Origin of the sequence: Candidatus Bealeia paramacronuclearis (assembly GCF_035607555.1) — a bacterium.
Classification (GTDB): domain Bacteria; phylum Pseudomonadota; class Alphaproteobacteria; order UBA9655; family UBA9655; genus Bealeia; species Bealeia paramacronuclearis.
Genome location: NZ_JAVHWZ010000001.1, coordinates 398,101 through 418,423, shown reverse-complemented (window position 1 = coordinate 418,423; position 20,323 = coordinate 398,101). Strand labels below are relative to the sequence as shown.

Sequence of the window (20,323 nt, the reverse complement as noted above, 5' to 3'; positions counted from 1 at the left end):
TTTTAAAATACACCGGGTTTACTTTTTATAGCCTCTTGAACGTCACGTTCTACCTTAAGTTTTACATCCACATTCATATTGACGACAATAGGCTTTTCGGGAGCTTGAAGTTGAACAGTCGGCTGACAGCCCGCAAGCACGAGACCGATTCCTATTAAAAATCTAAAATTGTATAAATATTTTATCATATATTTCTTATGCTCCAAAACACGTTTTCAATCAACTCTTTTAATTGCCCAGAAGCTTTAATATTAAATTCGAAGGGGTGCCCCTCAAACAAGTCAGGATTCTTTCCCTTCAAATGGAGTGTCCCTTGAAGCCCCCCTTGAAGAGGTTTTTCAAGGTCAAGAGAGAGCTTTTCATAGTGAAAATTCCAAAGTGCCAGAAAAACCAAATCCATGGGATTTTCGTCCCCCTTCAATGTGATAACTTTGGCAGGAGCCTCGCCGGGACGGTATTGAATGGTGCCGGGGGCATCTTGGATTTGAAGCGTAGAGCCTTCATGAATGCCATAATTTTCAGGTGTAAATTCTACATCCAACTTTCCATTCACATGACCAGACACTTTCAAATGAGGAACTTGGGACAAATCTATAAAAAATTGAGCAGGAACGTGATTGAAAAGAAGTGGCAGTCGAATTTGAGAAAAAGGAAGGGAGAAAGAAACTTCCTTTGTAGTAACTTGACCGCCTTCCAAAAAGGCCAAAGCCTCAAGGATTTGAAATTCATTTTTTCCATCCCATTTGAGGTTTGCTTGAATATTGGAAAGCGGCAATCCTATATCTGCCTTTCCAATAAGAATTTGCAAAGATTGAGCCGGAAACGAGAGTGATTTCTCAAAGCCATACTGAAGGGTTGCTGTGAGATTTTGAACTTTTACAAGCTGATGCTCAAAGAAAATATCCGAAAATTCAGCGCTTCCCTGCAATGGCATAACAGTTCCTTTTTGAAAAGGGATTGTTGCTTTGCCCTTAAGAGATCCAGATAAATTTTTGAGCACTTCGGGGGAAGCGAGATTTTGGACTCTTTGACTTTCGTAAACGATTTGGCACTCTCCATTTTGAGCTGGCAGCTTATATTGACATTGGGCTTTTAAATTTAAATTTTCATTGTGGCCAGAAATTCTAGTGGCAAGACTTTTACCTTGAAATACAACATCCCCCTCTCCTTTTAAAGTAAGATCGGGCCACGCTTTGAGCTCCAACGAAAGGTTAGAAAGCGAGGCTTTCATCTCAGGATTAAGTTCAATATCCAGATCTCCCAAAAGTACACCATCTTCAAAAAGAAGATGGAATTCTCCAATGACGGATTGTCTGTCCAGATAGTTTCCATCAAAGGTAAGCATGAAAGGAAAATTGGGGTCTTCCGCAATCAAAATCGCATTTTGAAAAGTCAGTGGCGGAATTGTGAATGCTTCAGCACCAGATCCTGCCATCAAATTTTGGATCATGTCTTTTGAAATTTTGAGATCCTTTAAAGTCACCTCCTCCATTTCAGGGGTAAATCCGGACCAGGAAAGCGTTAAAACAGCAGAATAGATGCTGAGAGGAGGACCCTCAGGGGAGGGACGATACGTCACATTTTCAAGATAAATTTTGGTGGGATGAAGAACAATTTGACCCACTTCAAATTTTCCCCACCCTTGGCCGTTAATCCATCCCAAAAGATAGGGCGCCAGATAGGGATTCGGGACAAACAAGATATAAAATCCCGCGGCTAAAAGGGCTGTAAAGAGACTTAAAAAACCATAAGCCATAATTTTAAAAGATAAATTTTTCCGCATAGGGTCCTGGCGTCAGACATTTTTGTGATCATATCTCGCTTTTCTTATAGGGGAAAGAGATTGTGAATTAGGACTACCTCATGATACCCCTCTCTAAAAATAAGTGGCCTTTGTGTGGCGCAAACGTTTAAGATAATTTTTGAGAATTCACCTTAAATAAAAGGTTCTTTCATTTTTATGACCACACCCCAGTTTTCAATTGGCCTGATGAGTGGCACCTCCATGGACGGCATTGATGCGGCCCTTATAAAAACAGATGGAATTCACTTTATTAAAGACATCACAAATGCATCCCTTTCATACGATAAAGCCTTTCATCATGCTTTAAAAATTGCTGAATACAGCGCACGAAAGTATAAAGGAAATCTTATAAAAGCCGAAGAAACTTATGCCTTTGAGATTCATAACTACGTCCTAGATTCTTTAAAACTTTCCCCCAATGATGGGGATACAATTATCAAATTAATTTGTGATTATTTTGGAGGGGCATTTCCAACATTTAGTCAAGTTATTGAGCACTCTACTGACCTTCATGCCCAACTTATAGAAAATCTTTTGAAGACTGCTGAAATGAACGCTCACTCCATTGATGTCATCGGATACCATGGACAAACCCTTTACCATTCTCCCTCCGAGAAAATCACAATTCAAATCGGAGACGGTGCCCGCCTGGCAGAGCGAACAGGAATTCCTGTTGTGTACCAATTTCGGAAAAATGATGTGGAGAATGGAGGTCAAGGAGCGCCCTTTGCCCCGCTTTATCATCAAGCGCTTGCCATTCGCGATCATTTGGCTCCTGTAGCCATTGTCAATTGTGGAGGTATTTCTAACGTCACCTTTGTTTTGGGGGGGAGTGAAGATGATCTTCTTGGCTTTGACACAGGCCCTGGAAATGGACTTATTGATCTTTACATTAAACGCAAAACCCAAGGTCGTGAGACGTTTGATGAAGATGGTCATTATGGACTTCAGGGGAGTTTTCATCCTGAATTGAAGCAAGTACTTTTTGAATCTTTGAAAGATTTTCTTCAACACGAGTTACGCAGTTTGCAGGAGAAGAGAGAAGAGATAAGGTGAGAGGGAATATTTATTAAATGAGAAGAAATGATGTCTCGACACAAATGCACAAAATCACTTTATCGTTCATTTTTACAAGCCAGCAGTGTGCGCTATTCAGGGTTGGCACTTTCGGAGGTGTCACCGATTCCATTGTCGCATGACAGCGTCAATCGATGGTTGAGTTCTAGTGCATTGCGTCCGAGCGGAGTGTGGAATCTTACTCAATCTCTTATTAACAAGAAAGAACCTTGTTTTTTAGTATGTGACGATACAATTTTGGATAAAAATCGGAGCGAGAAGATAGAGCTTGTGCATTATCAGTATTCTGGGAATGCCCATGATGTTATTGCGGGGATAGGTCTTGTCAATTTGGTATGGCATGGCCTGAGGAGTCATGACTCTATTCCTGTTGATTATCGTATTTATGATAAAGCCAGCGATGGCAAAAGCAAGAATGACCATTTCAGGGAAATGTTAAAGCTGGCTCAAGACAGAGGGATAAATCCGGATGACGTGGTTGCAGACGCTTGGTACTCGAGCTTGAATAATCTGAAGGCCATTGAATCCATAGGCTGGACATGGGTGATGGGGTTGAAGAAAAACAGGAAAGTGAATCGTGGAGAAACTCTTGAAAAGCTGGACATTCCAGATGAAGGACTGAAAGTTCACTTACGCGGATATGGATGGATTACTGTTTTCCGGTTTGTTGCCAAAAACGGTCGCACGGATTATATCGGAACCAATAGGGATAATCCCTCTCGTGATCATATTGAACTGGTCATGAAATCGCGTTGGAAAATCGAAGTTTATCATCGGGAATTAAAGCAAACATGCGGTCTTGAACGCTGTCAGTCTCGCACGGGACGAGCCCAAAGAAATCATATATTTCTTGCCATTTCGGCTTGGATTCAAAGATTTAAAAGACGACTTGCTGGAGGCTTCTCTTTTTATCAGCAGCAGTGGGATGTTATTAAGCATGATATCTCTAGAGAAATAACAAAACTCATGTCTTTCGCTTAGATTCCCACCCTTTTGCTGCAAACTGCGTAACTCGTGTTCAAAAAGCCCCTCCGAAATCCCTAGATATTGCAGATTTTGCGATGTCTCTCCAAAGTGAAGAGATGAATTTTCATGATGTGGTAAGGACTTTAGAAGAGTTTACGGCCGAAACCATTTTAACTAGTCTTAATTTTATACCCAAAGGAAAACCAATCCCCAAACTTTGGATAGTGGCGGGAGGGGGTTGGAAAAACCCCGTCATACTCAATACATTCGAAGAAAAACTTGCCCTAAAAATTCCAGGATGCAACGTGGTAACGGCAAAGGCTTTGGGATGGAATGGGGATGCTCTTGAAGCCCAGATTTTTGCCTACCTAGCAATACGGTCACGGAAAGGCCTGCCTTTAAGTCTCCCCATGACCACGGGCGTCCCCCGACCCTTAACTGGCGGGAAATGGGTTACGCCTTTTCAATGGCGTCTTGAGCTTGCGGGCGGATCTTAAAATAAAGCAAAAGTGGTGCTGAAATAAAGATCGAGGAGAATGTACCCACCGTAATTCCAATGAAAATGGGAAGACTGAAGGACGCAATCACTGGCCCCCCAAAGAAATAAAGTGCCAAAAGGGACATCAAGACGGTTGAAGACGTGAGAATCGTTCTGGAAAGCGTATCATTCAAACTTAAATTAATAATGTCTTTAAAAGGCATTTTTTTGTATTTGCGCAAGTTCTCTCGGATTCGGTCGTAAACTACGACTGTATCGTTAATGGAATAGGTGGCGGTTGTTAAAATCGCAATAATCGAGGTTTCATTAAATTCATAATTGAAGATTGCATAAAAGCCCAAAATACTGAAGCAATCGTGCAGGAGAGAGATTACACCACAAAGACCATATTGCCATTCGAATCGGAACCAAATGTAGACCATGATTGCCAAAAGGGACCAGAAGATCGCCAAAAGTCCATTGTGCAGTAAATCTTGGCTGACTTTAGGCCCTACCGTTTCGACTTTGCGATATTCAACAGCAGAACCCAGTGCGGCTTTAACTTTATCCAGGGCTTGGATTTGAGCTTCATCGCCGCCAGGTTGACGTTCGATTCGAATTAAAATGTCTTGGGCAGATCCGAATTCCTGAAAAGCAATTTCACCACTCACAATCCCATGGAGTTCTGACCGTAATTGCCCCAAATCAAAGGGTGCGCCTGGAGAACGAACTTCCATAACGAGTCCACCTTTAAAGTCGATGCCGTAATTCAGCCCCTTAAATAAGAAGGTCGCAATACTGATGGCCACCATAAGAATAGTTAGGGAAAACGCCCATTTGCGCATGCCCATAAAGTCAATTTTTGTGCCATGAGGAATGAAGTTAATCGCCACGATTCGCCTCTGCTATATTGAAATTTTTGTGGGGCGGCGCCACCGAATCCAGTACGCCACGACGAGTTTTGTGAGAGAAACTGCTGTGAACATGGATATCAAAATACCCAATGAAATCGTCACGGCAAAGCCTCGGATAGGACCGCTTCCAAATTGGTACAAGATGGTGGTTCCAATTAATGTGGTGAGATTCGAGTCCACAATGGTCGCCATAGCGCGACTATATCCCGCATCAATAGCACTTACGAATTTGCGCCCCAGGCGAAGCTCTTCCTTAATACGCTCGTTAATCAAAACGTTAGCATCAACTGCCATACCAATAGCCAAAGCAATACCGGCAATACCGGGCAGCGTCAATGTTGCCTGCGTGACTGACATGGCGGCCATCAAAAGGACGAGGTTGAATAGAACCGCCATATTGGCCACAAAACCAAAGAAGGAGTAGGCCAAAAACATAAAGACCACAACAAGGGCAATGGAAATCAAGGTTCCGTGAATTCCCGCATTAATCGAGTCGGCACCAAGTCCTGGACCCACTGTGCGCTCTTCAACAATTTTAAGGGGGGCGGGTAGTGCACCTGCGCGAAGTAACAAGGCCAAATCTTGGGTGTCTTGCACTGTGAAGTGTCCGGTGATATTAGCGTGTCCACCAGGAATAGGGCCATTAATAACGGGCGCACTTGCCACTTTTCCATCCAAAACAATAGCAAAGGGTTTGCCCACATTTTCTTTGGTCACATCAGCAAATTTCTTGGCACCTAAAGAGTCTAAGGCAAAGTTAACGGAAGGGCGATTGTAATCATCAAATCCAGGGCGGGCATCCACGAGATTTTCACCACTAACTTTGACTTGCTTTTGAATCAAATAATAAGTTTTAGGCGTGCCATCTGGCTTTTTTTCAAGATCTGGTAACTGCTCAGATCCTGGGGGGACGTGTCCCTTTAAAGCTTCTTCGAGAGATCCAGAAAGATCCACCAATCGAAATTGAAGTTTGGCGGTTTGTCCCAAAAGATTTTTAATGCGGGTCGGATCTTGAAGACCTGGCATTTGCACCAAAATTCGGTCATCACCTTGTTGTTGAATCATGGGCTCGGAAGTGCCGGTTTCATCCACACGACGACGGACAATTTCAATGGATTGCTCAAGCGCTCTTTTTTTCCGCATGGCAATAGCTTGACCGGATAGCGTTAATGTCAGTTGTCCATTTTCGCCCGCAGCAATTTCAATGTCACGGTCAGATTCACGGATGAGCTTTTTGGCCTTATCCGCATCTTGGGAATCCCTTAATGTGAGGATCACTGACTCCCCTTGAACTTTAAGGCCCGTATACCCAATGCGATCCTTACGTAAAGTTGTACGCACCGCATCCATCAGGGTGGTCATTTGCTCTTTTTGAACGGTGGCCAAATCCACTTCCAAAAGCAAGTGGGCCCCACCCCGCAAATCCAACCCTAACACCACCTGTTTTTTAGGCATCCACGTGGGCCATTCTTTGACGGTGTCTTCAGAAAAGAAATTGGGAAGAGAGAACCATATGCCAATCAAACAGACGGCAAAAATGAAAAACTCTTTCCAGCGGGGGATATAGAGCATAGCGAGAGGGACTCCTGAGTCAGCTTATTTATTTCTTATTGGCGGGAGCTTTGGCTTTTGCCGCAGGTTTTGCTTTGGGTTTAGTTGCAGCTTTTGTCGCGCGTTCCACAACACTGGGTTTGTCTTCAGAAGAGGCTGATTTTTCAACCAGAGGTTGGCCTTTGGAAACGCAATCAGCCACCATCGCACGCGCAACTTTAACCTTCACCCCATCTGCAATTTCAATTTCCAATTCATGATCACTAACAACTTTAGTGATAACCCCAAAAATTCCACCTGTCGTTATAACGCGATCACCACGACGCAAGGACCCAATCATATCTTTTTGCTGTTGAACTTTCTTTTGTTGCGGACGAATCAAAAAGAAATAAAAAACTACGAAAATAGCTACAAGCGGCAACAATGACATAAAGTCAAATCCGCCAGCAGCTCCAGGTGCGCCTTGCGCCATCGCATCAGAGATAAAAGATAAAGACATGAGAATTCTCCATAGTGTTTAAAAATTTAATTTTCTTTTATGACATACCTTCGCGTTTTCGACAACAGCGCATGCGCCAAGAAATGATACGCACGGAGATGTAAATTTTGGGAAACCATGACGCCCAATAGAATAACACTACCTGCCAGAATCTGTAATCCTGTGGGAATTTCTCCCATAAAGAGATACGACAAGATTACCGAAAAAATGGGGAGCAACAGCATAAAGGGAGTTACAGTTGAGGCCGTGACTCTTTGCACAACGCCTAGCCACAAGTAGTTGCTCAAAAGAGTTGATCCATAGGCTGCAAAAAGCACGGGCTCTTTAAGAATCGTTGTTGCAAACAAATGTTTAAAAGTATATGGAAAACAAGTATTTAAACAGAGAATGGTGTTTTTATGATTTCCCAAAATACGAACAAATTGAACATTACAGAAGAGCTGTTGGGCATTTCTGATATTCGGGTAGTTTCATCAGAGATGGACCGAAATGGGCGTATCATTGTTCGTGTAGAAAGTACTGTTGAAAAGATTCCGTGTCGTTAGTGTGGGAAGTCAACACGTCCCCATGGGCGCAGCGTAATCTGTCGAATGAAACACTTGCCAATTTGTGGGAGGCCAACATTCATCGAAATCACACCAAGACGGGGGAAATGCGAAGATTGTGATGGCGGCGCCACAACGACACAGCAAGCCAACTGGTATGAGCGCAACAGCGAGTATACAAAAGCTTATGAAAAGCACGCCGTGATTTCCCTCATCCATAGTACGATTGCGGATGTTGCCATCAAGGAAGATCTGAGCTGCGCTGCCGTACAAGGGATCATTGACCGGCATGTGGTCACAGAGGTGAACTGGGATCAAATTAAGAAGATTGGTCTATTGGGGATTGATGAGATCAGCCTGAAAAAGGGATTCCGTGATTTTGTGACGGTACTGACCGCGAAAACAGAGGCAGAGGTCCAGATGTTGGGCGTGCTCAAAGGTCGTGAAAAAGCAACAGTTACGGCCTTTCTCAAGACAATGCCCAAGAGATTGCGCCGGACAATCTCAGCAGTCTGTACAGACATGTATGAAGGATTTATTAATGGGGCACGGGAGGCATTGGGACAAGACATTCCTGTGATTATCGATCGATTTCATGTGGCGCAGCTTTACCGTAAAGGGTTTGTGCAGATTCGAAAATCTGAACTCAAACGCCTCCAAAAAGAGCTAAGTCGGGAGGAGTATCAGCGATTAAAACCAGCCATTGCTGTGTTATGTCGCAAGAATCCATTCCCGTCTGCCGATGAAAAAAAGCTCTTAAAACGTCTTTTCAAACATTCCCCAGCACTGAAAGCCGCACATCGCTTCACGTGTGAGTTTACAAAAATCTATAACAGCCACTTAAGTGTGAAGGAGGCTCACGAACAGATTACACAATGGATCCAAGCTGTTGAGGCTTCTGAACTCACCTGTTTCAATACATTTATCAAGACACTCAAGAAATACCAGACTGAGATTGTGGGATATTTTAAAAACCGCTACAGCAGTGGTTTTGTAGAGGGCATTAATAACAAATTGAAAGTTTTAAAGCGTCGCTGTTATGGCATTTGGAACCTAAATCACCTCTTTCAAAGAGCCTTCCTCGACATCTCGGGATACCACTTTTTCAAGCAAAACCAAGCCTTAGAGCTCGCTTAATTTGCAACAACGATTCTTGGTGAGCCCATTTTAGTCGACAATTTCCGCCATTTTTTGATATTCAGATTTTTCATTTTTCGTTCATTTTTAACAAATGCGACAGAAACATTTTTTGATGCCCTGATCAAACCGATATCTTGCTTGATTCCAAATATCATCTCCCCTCTCTTTAGTTTCGTATTGTCAGAAAATTCTAAAAAACTGAAAAAAGGCCTTTTCAGAATCTCAGAAGGTCGTTATATAGCATGTAGAAGTCAAGGGCGATTAGCTCAGCGGTAGAGCGTCTCGTTTACACCGAGAGGGTCGGCGGTTCAATCCCGTCATCGCCCACCACTCAAACCAAAAGGTTCAAGGTGGTGCCTGAATTTAAAAGATGCCCAAGAGTGATCATACTGGGAAAATTTCCAATCAAGCTTTTTTAAAAAACTCAACATTATCACATTTTTTCCCGTTTATGAGCCTCCAAGATCATTTTAGTGATTTAGAGAAATCTAAAAATTTACAAAAAATTAAGGATTTTGGTAGCATACTTATCTCATTCTTAAATGCCACAAGAAGCAGCTTACGACGTATGAAAGAATTGCCCCCCCCTGAACAAAAGGATAATCTTAATTTTTGCTCTTCAAAAATTTTGAAGAAGAAAGCCTTTTGGATAGGTGTGATCATCCCCTTTATTTTGACGTTGGGACTTTATCAAGGTTTTTTTTATGTTGAAAATAAGGACGCTAAAGATCATTTCGGAAAAGAGGCTAAAACATTTATCTCGACCTTTGCAGAAAAACTTGAGCGCTATGAAGATGTTGTTTTTGCGATTCAAAGCTTTTACGCTGCTAATCCCTCTGTAGACTCAAAAAAATGGGGGAATTTTGTCAAGTCCACCCTCTCCCATAATGAAGATTTTCCAGCAATTGATAATATTTCTTATATTCAAAAAGTGTCCTCCAAAGGTGCTGCAGATCTTATTTGCCCTCGAATCTATAGTTATCCTCAAAACTCAAATTCAAAATATTTAGAGTTTGACGTTTGTTCTGACCCTCAAATGCACGAGCTACTTTTGCGCCCGTTTGATTGGAACCGCCCCTATGTGGGGAGCAATGAAAAGAATCATCTGACATTTATTTTACCGCAATACGATGAGGGTTCGCCCCCTCAAAATCAAAAAGAAACAGTCGCCCGTACACAAGGGTGGATTATTCTGACTCTCAATATGGAAAATTTCGTGAGCACGTTCTTCCCTGATCAAAAACACTTTCTCAAAATTTCACTTCATGATCAGGGCAAGGTAAATTCTATCTATGAAAATGCACTGTCTTCTTCTGAAAATGTATTTTCTCACAGTACCACTCTGCCCTTGAGTAACAGTCAATTGTCAATCATTTACAGTGCACCCTCCGCACTTTATGAAATTGATTCCGTACATTTCATTGGCTATCTCATTTTGGGATTTGGAACACTTTTAAGCACGAGTTACGCAGTTTGCAGCAAAAGGGTGGGAATCTAAGCGAAAGACATGAGTTTTGTTATTTCTCTAGAGATATCATGCTTAATAACATCCCACTGCTGCTGATAAAAAGAGAAGCCTCCAGCAAGTCGTCTTTTAAATCTTTGAATCCAAGCCGAAATGGCAAGAAATATATGATTTCTTTGGGCTCGTCCCGTGCGAGACTGACAGCGTTCAAGACCGCATGTTTGCTTTAATTCCCGATGATAAACTTCGATTTTCCAACGCGATTTCATGACCAGTTCAATATGATCACGAGAGGGATTATCCCTATTGGTTCCGATATAATCCGTGCGACCGTTTTTGGCAACAAACCGGAAAACAGTAATCCATCCATATCCGCGTAAGTGAACTTTCAGTCCTTCATCTGGAATGTCCAGCTTTTCAAGAGTTTCTCCACGATTCACTTTCCTGTTTTTCTTCAACCCCATCACCCATGTCCAGCCTATGGATTCAATGGCCTTCAGATTATTCAAGCTCGAGTACCAAGCGTCTGCAACCACGTCATCCGGATTTATCCCTCTGTCTTGAGCCAGCTTTAACATTTCCCTGAAATGGTCATTCTTGCTTTTGCCATCGCTGGCTTTATCATAAATACGATAATCAACAGGAATAGAGTCATGACTCCTCAGGCCATGCCATACCAAATTGACAAGACCTATCCCCGCAATAACATCATGGGCATTCCCAGAATACTGATAATGCACAAGCTCTATCTTCTCGCTCCGATTTTTATCCAAAATTGTATCGTCACATACTAAAAAACAAGGTTCTTTCTTGTTAATAAGAGATTGAGTAAGATTCCACACTCCGCTCGGACGCAATGCACTAGAACTCAACCATCGATTGACGCTGTCATGCGACAATGGAATCGGTGACACCTCCGAAAGTGCCAACCCTGAATAGCGCACACTGCTGGCTTGTAAAAATGAACGATAAAGTGATTTTGTGCATTTGTGTCGAGACATCATTTCTTCTCATTTAATAAATATTCCCTCTCACCTTATCTCTTCTCTCTTCTCCTGCAAACTGCGTAACTCGTGTTAAGTTTGCTTTCCGGTCTCTTGATGCTCTCCTTTTTCTCAACAAAAGATCATGCCACAATTATTGCTCAGGAAATGAGTAGAAACATTAAAGACAGAGAGTTTCGGATTCGACAGCTCATCGATACTACGCCAGGCGCCATCTATAGTTGCACACCAGATGAAGAAAGGCGTGTTACTTTTTTAAGTGATTTTATAGAGGATATTACTGGTTTTCCCACGTCTCACTTTATAGGACAATCCACCAGTGACTTTACAACACTCATCCATCCTGAGGATCGTAAATTTAGAATTCGTGCAATCCTTGAAAATCTTGAAAAGCAAGGGCGGTTTTCGTGCGAATATCGACTCATTGACAGAAATAAATCTGAAAAATGGTTATTTGAACAAGGGCATTTTATTTTTGATGAGGCAGGAATTCCGCAACAAATTATTGGTGCGATTTTTGATATCACATCTCGTAAAATTGCAGAACAAGAAGCTGAAAGACTTAGCCTTGCCCTTCAAAACGCTGCAGAATGTATTGCATTTTTAGATCGCCATTTAATGTTTAAGGAAGTAAATCCTTCATTTGCTGAGCTTGCTGGTTGGAGCCAAGAGGAAATGATAGGCTTAGCACTTCCTATTATTGTTTATCCCGATGATTTGGAAAAAGCGCAAAACCTTTATAAAACTTCTTTGAATCAATCTAAAATTCGAAGCGAAGTTCGCGGTGTTCGGGCAGATGGAAGCCAATTTTATATGAGCATGACCTTTGTGTCCTCTTTTGACAAAAACAAGAAATTGTTGGGAACCTATTGTTTTGTCAAGGATATTTCTCATCGCAAAAAGATAGAGGAGGAGCTCCGGAAAGCTAAAGATGCGGCGCTGGAGGCCAGTCGTGCAAAATCAGAGTTTTTGGCTATGATGAGTCATGAATTGAGGACACCTTTAAATGCCATTATTGGATATAGCGATTTATTGGCGGAACAAGCCCAAGACGAAAATCAAACACAAACCGCAGGTGATCTCAATCGTATTAAAGATGCAGGTCAACATCTTCTTTCTCTTATTAATGATATTTTGGACGTCTCAAAACTCGAGGCTGGAAAAACGGAAATTTATCATGAGATTTTTAGCGTTGATGATCTGATTTTCAATGTCAATGGGATGGCTCAACCCTTAATGAAACTAAACCACAATGAATTTATTTTGGAAGATTCTCAAAACCTAGGTCTAATGAATTCGGATTTTGTGAAACTGCGTCAAAACCTTCTCAACCTTTTGAGTAACGCCGCCAAATTTACAGAGAATGGAAAAATTTCTCTTAGCATTCGGATTGAAAAAAACAAAAAAGAAGATTGGCTCGTTTTTTCTGTGCGTGACACGGGTTGTGGAATCACCCCTCAACAACTTAAAAAACTTTTTAATCCCTTTGTTCAAGCAGATACGTCGACTACACGAAAATATGGTGGCACAGGACTGGGCCTCACCCTTGTCAAACGCTATACAGAGATGATGGGTGGCAGCATCGCTGTTGAAAGTATTTCGGGGCAAGGCACAACCTTTGTCATGCGACTCCCACGAGGGAATATTGAAGAGTCTATACCCCTTGGACATCAAGATGCCTTATTGAGGATCTAAAAATTGTCATTAATGCGATCGATCATGGAGCGGGCCATGAGAGGCCACTGGGCAAAGAACTGCATGATGGTCCTATTGAACTTGGCTGCAAAACCAAACACACGATTATTGTGCACGTACGCGTTCATTACTTTTCATAATCGCTCGATAGGATTTAAATTCGGGTTGTAAGGGGTGAGATAATGTAAAATAATTTCATATTTTAACAGTTTGTCGTGTCTCCTTGTTGCTATTGTAAGGTCCACTGTCGAGAATCAGATGAATGCGCGGAGTTTTGGGCTTTCTTTAAAAAGGCTTTTCAACAAAATGTACGTCCAGATAAGGTTAACATTGATAAAAGTGGTAGTAAGAAGGCTGCGCTTGTCGCTTTCAATCAAGAGGCGACTTAGGGAAAAAAGATTGGAAATTCGCCGAGGAAAATTTCTCAATCAAATCATTGAGCCAGAACGTCGTTTTATCAAGAAATTAACGCGCCCCACCCTTGGGTTTAAAAACTTCCATTCCATCGGTATTAAACTTTGTGATAGAAACGCTTTTCCAGACTGTCTCTCAGGGCAAAAATCAGTTGGATCGCCCTTTCTTTTGTACAATTTGTCCACTAAATGAACAATTTTTTTTTCTAAGGTCATCTAGGCAATCCAAGAGATTCGGAAATAATTGAGATTGCTGCTGTGGAGAAGTAACGTAAATAGTAATGTTACCATCTTTTTTTTCTGTATCTGGCAATTGAAAGGTATAGTAACAGTCTGTGTTGTAAATATTTCCAGTTTTCGCACCTCTTACTTGAGTACAAGTACAATTACTACAACTCATATAAGTTGCGGCATCTGCCTTTTCAGTTGATATTATAATCACTCCCCACAAAAAAATGGTGAAATGTGTCAATGTCTGGAAAAATTTCTTATTCATTTTTGTTTTCCTCTTTGTTTTATACATTTTTTTGACAATTAAAAAATAATAACTGATTCAATTTTAATTTAATTTTTTACAATATACATAATTTATAAAAATTAATAATATCATCGAAAAATAATTAACGTCAATCAATTTTTGTTCGGTTCTGATACTGTCAACTCGTTTATAGTTTTTTGGATTTGGAATGGTTGTCATAAAGTGGATATAGGCCGCCAGCGTTGGCCGTGAAGATTTTGTCATGCATTTCATTATTTTTAGTCGATTTTTGAAGGGTTTGACGAAAAAGTAGGCGTGTTGGATCGGATCATCAATGTGGCCACAGGATCGCTGATGCTCAAAACATCAGCTGTTTATTTGCAGTAATGACGTAAGTTGATCATCCTATAGTCATCCCCCTATAAATAGATAGATTTTTAGGAAAAGTTTAGGTATAAGGAGCGTATGGCAAAAGCATATTCGGAAGAGCTGCGAAAAAAGGTCATCTCCTCCATTACGAGCGGCGGCCGTAAGCGGGAGGCTGCAAAGGTTTTTAACGTTGGAGAAGCCACGCAACTCGTTGCTAGTTTTTGTTTGAAATAAATATGTTGAAAAAGTGAGGTAAAACAAGGCATTGAACACTCTTTACTGTGTTGTTGGATAAGGAGTGTGAAAATGAAAGATAAGGATCAAAAGCGTAAAGAACATAGCATTCCTGTGGAGTTGACGCCGGAACAGTTTGATGAATTTTTCTTAGACGCCATTCCAAAACCGAAACGTGGACCCCAGGGTAAATTGCCTCCTTATAAGATTTTCAATTACATTATGACTGTGATTTATACAGGATGTCAGTGGAAGGCACTACCCATTGAAAAAGATGTCCGTGGAGTCCGAGAGATTTGCTATAGCCGTGTTTTTAAGGCCTATCAAAAATGGCTTGAAGAGGCAGTGTTTCATAAGGCTTTTGGGGAATCAGTCGCGCGTCTTTTTCAAGATGGAAAACTTGATATCAGCATTATCCATGGAGATGGAAGTACAACGGCCGCAAAGAAAGGCGGAGATCAAATCGGATACAATGGCCACAAAAAAACCAAAGGGGAAAAGGTCGTATGCTTTACAGATCGCAACTGCAATGTTCTGTCTCCTTTCACCACAGCCCCTGGCAATGCCAGTGAAATGAAGCTTTTGCCCAGAGCCTTAGATGATCTGAAAGGCTTTTTGAAATCCATTGGAATGTCTTTAAAAGGCGTTATGGCCAGCTTTGATGCCGGATATGATAGCAAGGCCAATCGCAAGCTTGTCTTTAATGCGGGAATGATCCCCAATATCAAGGAAAATCCGAGGAAGCGCAAATACACAAAGCGTGGCCGTAAAAGACTCTACAATCCAGATGTCTTTGAAGAACGCTTCTTTACCGTTGAGCGTGTATTTGCCTGGGAGGACAAATTTAAGAGACTCTTGCTCCGCTTTGAGCACATTAGCTTTCACCACTTTGGCTTCAAGCTCCTCGCGTATACAATGATCAATTTACGGCATTATTGCCAGTAAACACCTGACGTTTTGAGCATCGCGACCCCATAGCCGGAGCTACTGGCACGATTCCGCACGTCTACTTTTTGGCAAAACCCTTCGAAAATCGACTAAATTTCCTTAAATCTCTGTCACAAACTTCAAATGCAACGCCGCCGACCAAAAGTAGACTTAGAACATAATTCCAATACCCTCAAAACTAGCAACGAGTTGTCAGAAAATCGAGTAGAGAGGGGAAGTTTGCCCCTCCCTCTCATACGACCGTACGCGGGATGTCGCATACGGCGGTTTTGCAACTGGTTTCTAGAGATGTCTAGTCCGTCTAGAGGGGACCGTTTTCTCGTTTCTCTGCGTACTCACCCAATAAACGCCACAGAATCTTGTTACTAGGCTTCCTTAAATCTCAAGGCGCTGGCCATTCGGCCACAGGAGGCATAGACATGAGAATTGCATCCGTGTTACCGCCTGTTTTAAATCCGAATTGGGTTCCGCGATCATACAGCAAATTAAACTCGACATATCGACCCCGACGTTTGAGTTGATGAGATCTTTCCTCGGGAGTCCATGTGCGCTCAACATGCCGTCTTACGATTTCAGGATAAATGTGGTGAAAGGCTTTGCCGACATCTTGGGTAAAGGCAAAATCATTCTCCCAATTTTCACTATTATGATAATCGTAAAAAATTCCCCCAATGCCTCTCGGTTCATTCCTGTGGGGAAGGAAGAAATAATCATCCGCCCATTTTTTATATTTGGGGTAGTATTCCTCATCATAAAGATCACACGCGCCCTGCATAGCGGTATGAAAATCAGCAGTGTCTTTTTCGACTGGGAAATGAGGCGTCAGATCCGCGCCACCCCCAAACCAATGTTTTTGGGTCACAATAAAGCGGGTATTCATATGAACCGTAGGCAAATGCGGAGACCTGGGATGCACCACCAAAGAGATACCACTTGCCCAAAAACGGGGATCATGATCGGCGCCTGGAATTTGTGCACGAAATTCTTCGGAGAATTCGCCCCAAACGGTCGAGACGTTCACACCGGCTTTTTCAAAAACACGCCCCTCAAGAACGGCCATCATGCCCCCGCCTCCACCCGGTCGATCCCAAGAAGACTTTTTGAAGGTGCCCGACGTTAAATCCTGGAGTTGAGGATTCGTAGTTTCTCTTTCAATCGCTTCAAACGTCGCAATGATTTGAGATTGAAGATCTTGAAACCAACTTGAGGCACGCTTTTTTTTGTCTTCCATAGTTTGACTCCTAAAATGTAAATCCTTGGGTTTGGCGTAAAGCCTCACCCAAAACGATGGCTCCGGCAATCGCGACGTTGAGGGAGCGTGTTTTTGAAACTTGAGGAATGGCCACTAAAGCCTCGCAGGCTTTAAGTGTCATTTCATTAAGTCCCAAACTTTCTTGACCCAGAACAAGAATATCATTTGGGGCAAAAGAAAATTCATGATGATAGGTGGAGGCACGGGGAGCCAGTGCAATCAGTCGCCCAGGCATTCGCGTTTTTTGATACACCTCCCATGAGTCATAACGATGCAGTACCGCCAGATCCATGTAGTCCATACCCGCGCGTTTAAGTTTTTTATCGGTGAAGAGAAATCCACAAGGTTCAATCACATCAATGGGAACATTTAAGCAGGCCCCCAATCGAATGAGCGTTCCCACATTTTGAGGAATTTCAGGATGAACGAGACAAAGACGCATGAATTGTTCTATTCCCCCATCTCTGAAAATGGATACTGGCGGAGGGGATGGGATTCGAACCCACGATACGGTTTAACCCGTATAACGGTTTAGCAAACCGCCGCCTTCAGCCTCTCGGCCACCCCTCCTGAGATCTTCATTTTCTATCCTTGGGGACCCACTCTGTCAAATCATTTTGATTAGCGCACGCAAATCCATTCCGCCATCATTAAATAAAGAGGGATCCCGATAGCCAAATTGAAAGGAAACGTCAGGGCCAAAGAGGCCGTCAGATAATAGCCAGGATTGGCTTCTGGCAAAGAAATCCTGACGGCAGCGGGCGCTGCGATATAAGAAGCACTTGCGGTCATTACGCCTAAGATTGTGCAGCCACCTACGGAAAGCCCTGAGAGAGATCCAATCCAAACGCCTAAGGCTCCATTAAGAACGGGCGCAAGAAATGCAAAAATAACAAGAAATTGACCTACGGTTAAAACATCTTTGAAATGACGACCGGCCACAAGTCCTAACTCGAGCAAAAAAAGGACAAGCACTCCTTGGAAAGGGTCTATAAAAAAGGATCCAATTTTTTCTTTACCCACAGGTCCTGTGAGATATCCAATCACAAGTCCGCCAATTAAAAGAAGAACACTTTTGCTGACAAAGATTTCCTTAATTCCTTCCGAAAGGCTGCCGCGATGAACGGGAGAGCGGAGGAAAGCTAATGTTAATCCAACCACAATGGCAGGAACTTCGAGAATTGCCAAAAGCGCTGGCATAAAACCCTCATAGGGGATAGAAAGCGTCTGCAAATAACTCATGCACGTCAGAAATGTGACGGCGGAAACAGATCCATAGTGCGCCGCCAAAGCGGCCGCATCCACAACGGAAAATTTGCCTAATTTTCGAAGCGCCCCATAAACCCAAAATGGAATAAACATCCCCAATCCCAGAGTTGCAATGATAGGCCAGGTAATTTCAGGAAGGGATGTGGTGGACAAACAAAATCCGCCTTTAAGCCCCAAAGCCAAAAGCAAATAAATGGAAAGGGCCGCATAAATTTGATCAGGAAATTCAAGATCGCTTTTGACCCAGGACGCAAAAACACCCAAGACAAAGGCCAAAACCACAGGGGACAAAAGATTTGTCGAAAGAAGATCAAGTGATGTCATTTGATTCCCCTAAAGGGCGCCCTGACGGCCCATATTGAGGAACTTCTCACGGCGCGCATTGCGCAAAGTTTTGCCATCCAAATTCATGAGAGGCTTTAATGTTTTTTCAAGAGCGTCCCCTAATGCATCGATGGTCGCAATAGGGCTTCTATGGGCTCCTCCCAAAGGTTCAGTGACGATGGTGTCAATTACGCCAAACGATTGCAAATCTTGAGCAGTGAGTTTTTGAGCTGCTGCCGCATCCTCTCTTTTATCACGGGTGCGCCACAAAATCGAAGCACAACCTTCCGGAGAGATGACGGAATAGACGGAATGCTCAAGCATCATGACCGCGTTTCCCACAGCCAATGCCACAGCCCCTCCAGATCCACCTTCGCCAATAACCATTGCGATCATCGGCACTTCCAGTTTTGTACACATCTCAATGCAAGTGGCGAGCGCCTCAGATTGGCCGCGCTCTTCGGCGTCAATTCCTGGGTGAGCCCCTGCAGTATCCACGAACGTTATGACGGGAAGTTTGAATTGGTTGGCCATCCGCATAAGGCGGGTGGCTTTGCGATATCCTTCGGGGCGAGGCATGCCAAAATTATGACGAATGCGGGTTTCTGTATCTTTTCCTTTTTCATGCCCCAAAACCATCACTGGGATTCCCCGAAAATTTCCAAGTCCGCCTATGATGGCAGGATCTTCCGCATAAAGGCGATCCCCTGCCAAAGGGGTAAAGTCGGTGATTAATCGTGCAATATAGTCGCTGCTATGCGGACGTTCAGGATGACGCGCCACTTGGACTTTTTGCCAGGATGATAAATTCGAATATGTTTGCAAAAGCAATTTTTCAGACTTTTTTTCAAGTCGTGTCATTTCAGAGGCAATGTCCACATCTTGTGAGGACGACAGATGCCTGAGCTCATGAAGTTTCGACTCAAGTTCTGCTATTGGCTTTTCAAAATCCAAAATCGTACGCATATAATAATCCTTAATTTATCACCGTTTTTGGTGGGCCAGAGGATGACAGGTTTCGACGAGTTCAGCAAGATCCTCTTGCGCAATGTGGGTATAGATTTGCGTCGTTGAGATGTCTGCATGGCCCAAAAGCTTTTGCAAACTTAGAAGATCTGCCCCTCCGCGCAAAAGATGTGTGGCAAAAGCATGCCTTAATATATGGGGAGAAAGTATACTCGGATCCAGGCCAGATTTTAACGCCAAATCTTTTAAAAGCTGACCAAAGCGTTGCCGTGTCAAATGTCCCTCCTGGCTTGAGGAGGGAAAAAGCCAGGGCGATGATTTGGCTTTTCCCAAAAATGCAGGGCGTACCTCCAAATAATTTCCAAGAGCTTTAAGGGCCGTTTGGGATAAAATCACCATGCGTTCTTTTTGTCCTTTGCCCATGATCCACAAAAGAGGTTGATCAGACTTGAGTGTTTCCCTAATAGCACTTATAGGCAGTCCCACAAGCTCACTCACGCGAAGGCCCGTGGCATAAAGTACCTCCAGCAAAGCCGTCATACGGAGGTCTTCAAGATCTTTCTTTTGGCGTGCGGTCTCCAAAAGTTTTTCCACATCAAGTTTTGAAAGTGTCTTGGGAAGGGGGAGTCCTTTTTTAGGGGCCTCCATCAAAAGGGTAGGGTCTTTTTCAAGATGTCCCTCGCGTACAAGAAATTTAAAAAATTGTCGCAATGCAGAAAGCCTGCGCTGTTGAGTTGTGACCGCAAAATGGGCTTGCGATAAAGATCTCATATAAGCCCCAATATCGGATTCGGTGACATCTTCCAGGCGCCCAGAATAAAATTCCAGAAACTTTGTAAGATCGGACTTGTAGGCTTCAAGGGTTTTTAAAGACGCGCCTTTTTCTGCCAAAAGCATCTCAAGAAAAAGGGGAAGCCACCGAGAGATCATAC

Annotated in this window: 20 protein-coding genes, 2 tRNA genes and 1 pseudogene; 9 read left to right on the top strand and 14 right to left on the bottom strand. The window is 42.9% G+C overall.

Annotated elements, in window-relative coordinates; genetic code table 11:
- Positions 1-2: 2 nt before the first annotated feature.
- Together Bealeia2_RS10490 and Bealeia2_RS02145 are read right to left on the bottom strand one after the other, a co-directional pair.
- Positions 3-188 (bottom strand): YnbE family lipoprotein, encoded by a 186-nt coding sequence (locus tag Bealeia2_RS10490; RefSeq protein WP_414437824.1) that lies wholly within the window; start codon positions 186-188, stop codon positions 3-5.
- Positions 185-1,783 carry an intermembrane phospholipid transport protein YdbH family protein gene (locus tag Bealeia2_RS02145; protein WP_331255510.1) on the bottom strand — a complete coding sequence of 533 codons (1,599 nt, stop codon included), beginning with the start codon at positions 1,781-1,783 and terminating at the stop codon, positions 185-187. Before Bealeia2_RS02145 ends, Bealeia2_RS10490 begins: the two co-directional genes overlap by 4 nt.
- Positions 1,784-1,960: 177 nt before the next feature.
- On the opposite strand from Bealeia2_RS02145, the gene Bealeia2_RS02140 reads away from it, so the two are divergent.
- The 3 genes from Bealeia2_RS02140 (at position 1,961) to Bealeia2_RS02130 (ending at position 4,344) form a co-directional block, all read left to right on the top strand.
- On the top strand, positions 1,961-2,860 hold the full coding sequence (locus Bealeia2_RS02140) for an anhydro-N-acetylmuramic acid kinase (RefSeq protein ID WP_331255509.1): 900 nt from the start codon (positions 1,961-1,963) through the stop codon (positions 2,858-2,860).
- Between the two features lie 30 nt (positions 2,861-2,890).
- The gene (locus tag Bealeia2_RS02135) at positions 2,891-3,862 is read left to right on the top strand and encodes an IS701 family transposase (RefSeq protein WP_422388038.1); all 972 of its coding nucleotides are present in this window, start codon (positions 2,891-2,893) and stop codon (positions 3,860-3,862) included.
- 80 nt (positions 3,863-3,942) lie between these two features.
- Positions 3,943-4,344, top strand: coding sequence for an anhydro-N-acetylmuramic acid kinase (locus Bealeia2_RS02130; protein ID WP_331255508.1), 402 nt, complete (start codon positions 3,943-3,945; stop codon positions 4,342-4,344).
- Here Bealeia2_RS02130 and secF read toward each other — a convergent pair.
- Genes secF through Bealeia2_RS02110 form a run of 4 tightly spaced genes read right to left on the bottom strand, consistent with a single transcriptional unit; the run spans position 4,301 to position 7,636 of the window.
- A complete protein-coding gene (secF, locus tag Bealeia2_RS02125; RefSeq protein ID WP_331255507.1) occupies positions 4,301-5,218 on the bottom strand; it encodes a protein translocase subunit SecF in 918 nt (305 codons plus the stop codon). The two genes, Bealeia2_RS02130 and secF, sit on opposite strands and share 44 nt — an antisense overlap.
- A 12-nt stretch (positions 5,219-5,230) precedes the next feature.
- Complete coding sequence (secD, locus tag Bealeia2_RS02120) at positions 5,231-6,811, bottom strand: protein translocase subunit SecD (protein ID WP_331255506.1); 1,581 nt, start codon at positions 6,809-6,811, stop codon at positions 5,231-5,233.
- Between the two features lie 28 nt (positions 6,812-6,839).
- Positions 6,840-7,289: a preprotein translocase subunit YajC gene (gene yajC / locus Bealeia2_RS02115; protein WP_331255505.1), complete on the bottom strand. Its 450-nt coding sequence runs from the start codon at positions 7,287-7,289 to the stop codon at positions 6,840-6,842.
- 26 nt (positions 7,290-7,315) lie between these two features.
- Positions 7,316-7,636, bottom strand: a complete 321-nt coding sequence (locus Bealeia2_RS02110) for a DMT family transporter (protein ID WP_331255504.1) — start codon at positions 7,634-7,636, stop codon at positions 7,316-7,318.
- A gap of 210 nt (positions 7,637-7,846) precedes the next feature.
- Between Bealeia2_RS02110 and Bealeia2_RS02105 the strand changes: the two are divergent.
- The 3 genes and pseudogenes from Bealeia2_RS02105 to Bealeia2_RS02095 all read left to right on the top strand — a co-directional run.
- Positions 7,847-8,971 (top strand): annotated as a pseudogene (locus Bealeia2_RS02105) (ISL3 family transposase); the annotation flags it as partial.
- Positions 8,972-9,229: 258 nt separating this feature from the next.
- Positions 9,230-9,304: transfer RNA gene (locus Bealeia2_RS02100), tRNA-Val, on the top strand.
- Between the two features lie 238 nt (positions 9,305-9,542).
- Positions 9,543-10,472, top strand: coding sequence for a CHASE domain-containing protein (locus Bealeia2_RS02095; RefSeq protein WP_331255503.1), 930 nt, complete (start codon positions 9,543-9,545; stop codon positions 10,470-10,472).
- On the opposite strand, the gene Bealeia2_RS02090 is transcribed toward Bealeia2_RS02095, so the two are convergent.
- Positions 10,469-11,440 (bottom strand): IS701 family transposase, encoded by a 972-nt coding sequence (locus tag Bealeia2_RS02090; protein ID WP_422388038.1) that lies wholly within the window; start codon positions 11,438-11,440, stop codon positions 10,469-10,471. The genes Bealeia2_RS02095 and Bealeia2_RS02090 overlap by 4 nt on opposite strands.
- Before the next feature lie 72 nt (positions 11,441-11,512).
- Between Bealeia2_RS02090 and Bealeia2_RS02085 the strand changes: the two genes are divergently transcribed.
- On the top strand, positions 11,513-13,138 hold the full coding sequence (locus Bealeia2_RS02085) for a PAS domain-containing sensor histidine kinase (RefSeq protein ID WP_331255502.1): 1,626 nt from the start codon (positions 11,513-11,515) through the stop codon (positions 13,136-13,138).
- Between the two features lie 561 nt (positions 13,139-13,699).
- Here Bealeia2_RS02085 and Bealeia2_RS02080 read toward each other — a convergent pair.
- The gene (locus Bealeia2_RS02080; protein WP_331255501.1) at positions 13,700-14,047 is read right to left on the bottom strand and encodes a hypothetical protein; all 348 of its coding nucleotides are present in this window, start codon (positions 14,045-14,047) and stop codon (positions 13,700-13,702) included.
- Positions 14,048-14,494: 447 nt separating this feature from the next.
- On the opposite strand from Bealeia2_RS02080, the gene Bealeia2_RS02075 reads away from it, so the two are divergent.
- Positions 14,495-14,632: an IS630 transposase-related protein gene (locus Bealeia2_RS02075; RefSeq protein WP_331255500.1), complete on the top strand. Its 138-nt coding sequence runs from the start codon at positions 14,495-14,497 to the stop codon at positions 14,630-14,632.
- Between the two features lie 72 nt (positions 14,633-14,704).
- Entirely contained in the window at positions 14,705-15,577 is an 873-nt protein-coding gene (locus Bealeia2_RS02070; protein WP_331255499.1) for a transposase, read from the top strand.
- 385 nt (positions 15,578-15,962) lie between these two features.
- On the opposite strand, the gene hemF is transcribed toward Bealeia2_RS02070, so the two are convergent.
- The 6 genes from hemF to Bealeia2_RS02040 form a co-directional block, all read right to left on the bottom strand.
- A complete protein-coding gene (gene hemF, locus Bealeia2_RS02065; RefSeq protein WP_331255498.1) occupies positions 15,963-16,811 on the bottom strand; it encodes an oxygen-dependent coproporphyrinogen oxidase in 849 nt (282 codons plus the stop codon).
- A gap of 10 nt (positions 16,812-16,821) precedes the next feature.
- Positions 16,822-17,274 (bottom strand): tRNA (cytidine(34)-2'-O)-methyltransferase, encoded by a 453-nt coding sequence (locus Bealeia2_RS02060; RefSeq protein WP_331255497.1) that lies wholly within the window; start codon positions 17,272-17,274, stop codon positions 16,822-16,824.
- A 36-nt stretch (positions 17,275-17,310) separates the two neighbouring features.
- Positions 17,311-17,402 (bottom strand) — tRNA-Ser (locus Bealeia2_RS02055).
- A gap of 51 nt (positions 17,403-17,453) precedes the next feature.
- Complete coding sequence (locus Bealeia2_RS02050) at positions 17,454-18,425, bottom strand: sodium-dependent bicarbonate transport family permease (RefSeq protein WP_331255496.1); 972 nt, start codon at positions 18,423-18,425, stop codon at positions 17,454-17,456.
- A gap of 9 nt (positions 18,426-18,434) precedes the next feature.
- Positions 18,435-19,391, bottom strand: a complete 957-nt coding sequence (locus Bealeia2_RS02045) for an acetyl-CoA carboxylase carboxyltransferase subunit alpha (RefSeq protein ID WP_331255495.1) — start codon at positions 19,389-19,391, stop codon at positions 18,435-18,437.
- Positions 19,392-19,409: 18 nt separating this feature from the next.
- Entirely contained in the window at positions 19,410-20,321 is a 912-nt protein-coding gene (locus Bealeia2_RS02040) for a tyrosine recombinase (protein ID WP_331255494.1), read from the bottom strand.
- Positions 20,322-20,323 lie beyond the last annotated feature (2 nt).

Bases quoted from the DNA above. Each gene is read 5' to 3' on its own strand.
- Bealeia2_RS10490 (WP_414437824.1), bottom strand. From the start codon at position 188: ATGATAAAATATTTATACAATTTTAGATTTTTAATAGGAATCGGTCTC.
- Bealeia2_RS02145 (WP_331255510.1), bottom strand. From the start codon at position 1,783: ATGCGGAAAAATTTATCTTTTAAAATTATGGCTTATGGTTTTTTAAGT.
- Bealeia2_RS02140 (WP_331255509.1), top strand. From the start codon at position 1,961: ATGACCACACCCCAGTTTTCAATTGGCCTGATGAGTGGCACCTCCATG.
- Bealeia2_RS02135 (WP_422388038.1), top strand. From the start codon at position 2,891: ATGTCTCGACACAAATGCACAAAATCACTTTATCGTTCATTTTTACAA.
- Bealeia2_RS02130 (WP_331255508.1), top strand. From the start codon at position 3,943: ATGTCTCTCCAAAGTGAAGAGATGAATTTTCATGATGTGGTAAGGACT.
- secD (WP_331255506.1), bottom strand. From the start codon at position 6,811: ATGCTCTATATCCCCCGCTGGAAAGAGTTTTTCATTTTTGCCGTCTGT.
- yajC (WP_331255505.1), bottom strand. From the start codon at position 7,289: ATGTCTTTATCTTTTATCTCTGATGCGATGGCGCAAGGCGCACCTGGA.
- Bealeia2_RS02095 (WP_331255503.1), top strand. From the start codon at position 9,543: ATGAAAGAATTGCCCCCCCCTGAACAAAAGGATAATCTTAATTTTTGC.
- Bealeia2_RS02090 (WP_422388038.1), bottom strand. From the start codon at position 11,440: ATGTCTCGACACAAATGCACAAAATCACTTTATCGTTCATTTTTACAA.
- Bealeia2_RS02080 (WP_331255501.1), bottom strand. From the start codon at position 14,047: ATGAATAAGAAATTTTTCCAGACATTGACACATTTCACCATTTTTTTG.
- Bealeia2_RS02075 (WP_331255500.1), top strand. From the start codon at position 14,495: ATGGCAAAAGCATATTCGGAAGAGCTGCGAAAAAAGGTCATCTCCTCC.
- Bealeia2_RS02070 (WP_331255499.1), top strand. From the start codon at position 14,705: ATGAAAGATAAGGATCAAAAGCGTAAAGAACATAGCATTCCTGTGGAG.
- hemF (WP_331255498.1), bottom strand. From the start codon at position 16,811: ATGGAAGACAAAAAAAAGCGTGCCTCAAGTTGGTTTCAAGATCTTCAA.
- Bealeia2_RS02060 (WP_331255497.1), bottom strand. From the start codon at position 17,274: ATGCGTCTTTGTCTCGTTCATCCTGAAATTCCTCAAAATGTGGGAACG.
- Bealeia2_RS02050 (WP_331255496.1), bottom strand. From the start codon at position 18,425: ATGACATCACTTGATCTTCTTTCGACAAATCTTTTGTCCCCTGTGGTT.
- Bealeia2_RS02045 (WP_331255495.1), bottom strand. From the start codon at position 19,391: ATGCGTACGATTTTGGATTTTGAAAAGCCAATAGCAGAACTTGAGTCG.
- Bealeia2_RS02040 (WP_331255494.1), bottom strand. From the start codon at position 20,321: ATGATCTCTCGGTGGCTTCCCCTTTTTCTTGAGATGCTTTTGGCAGAA.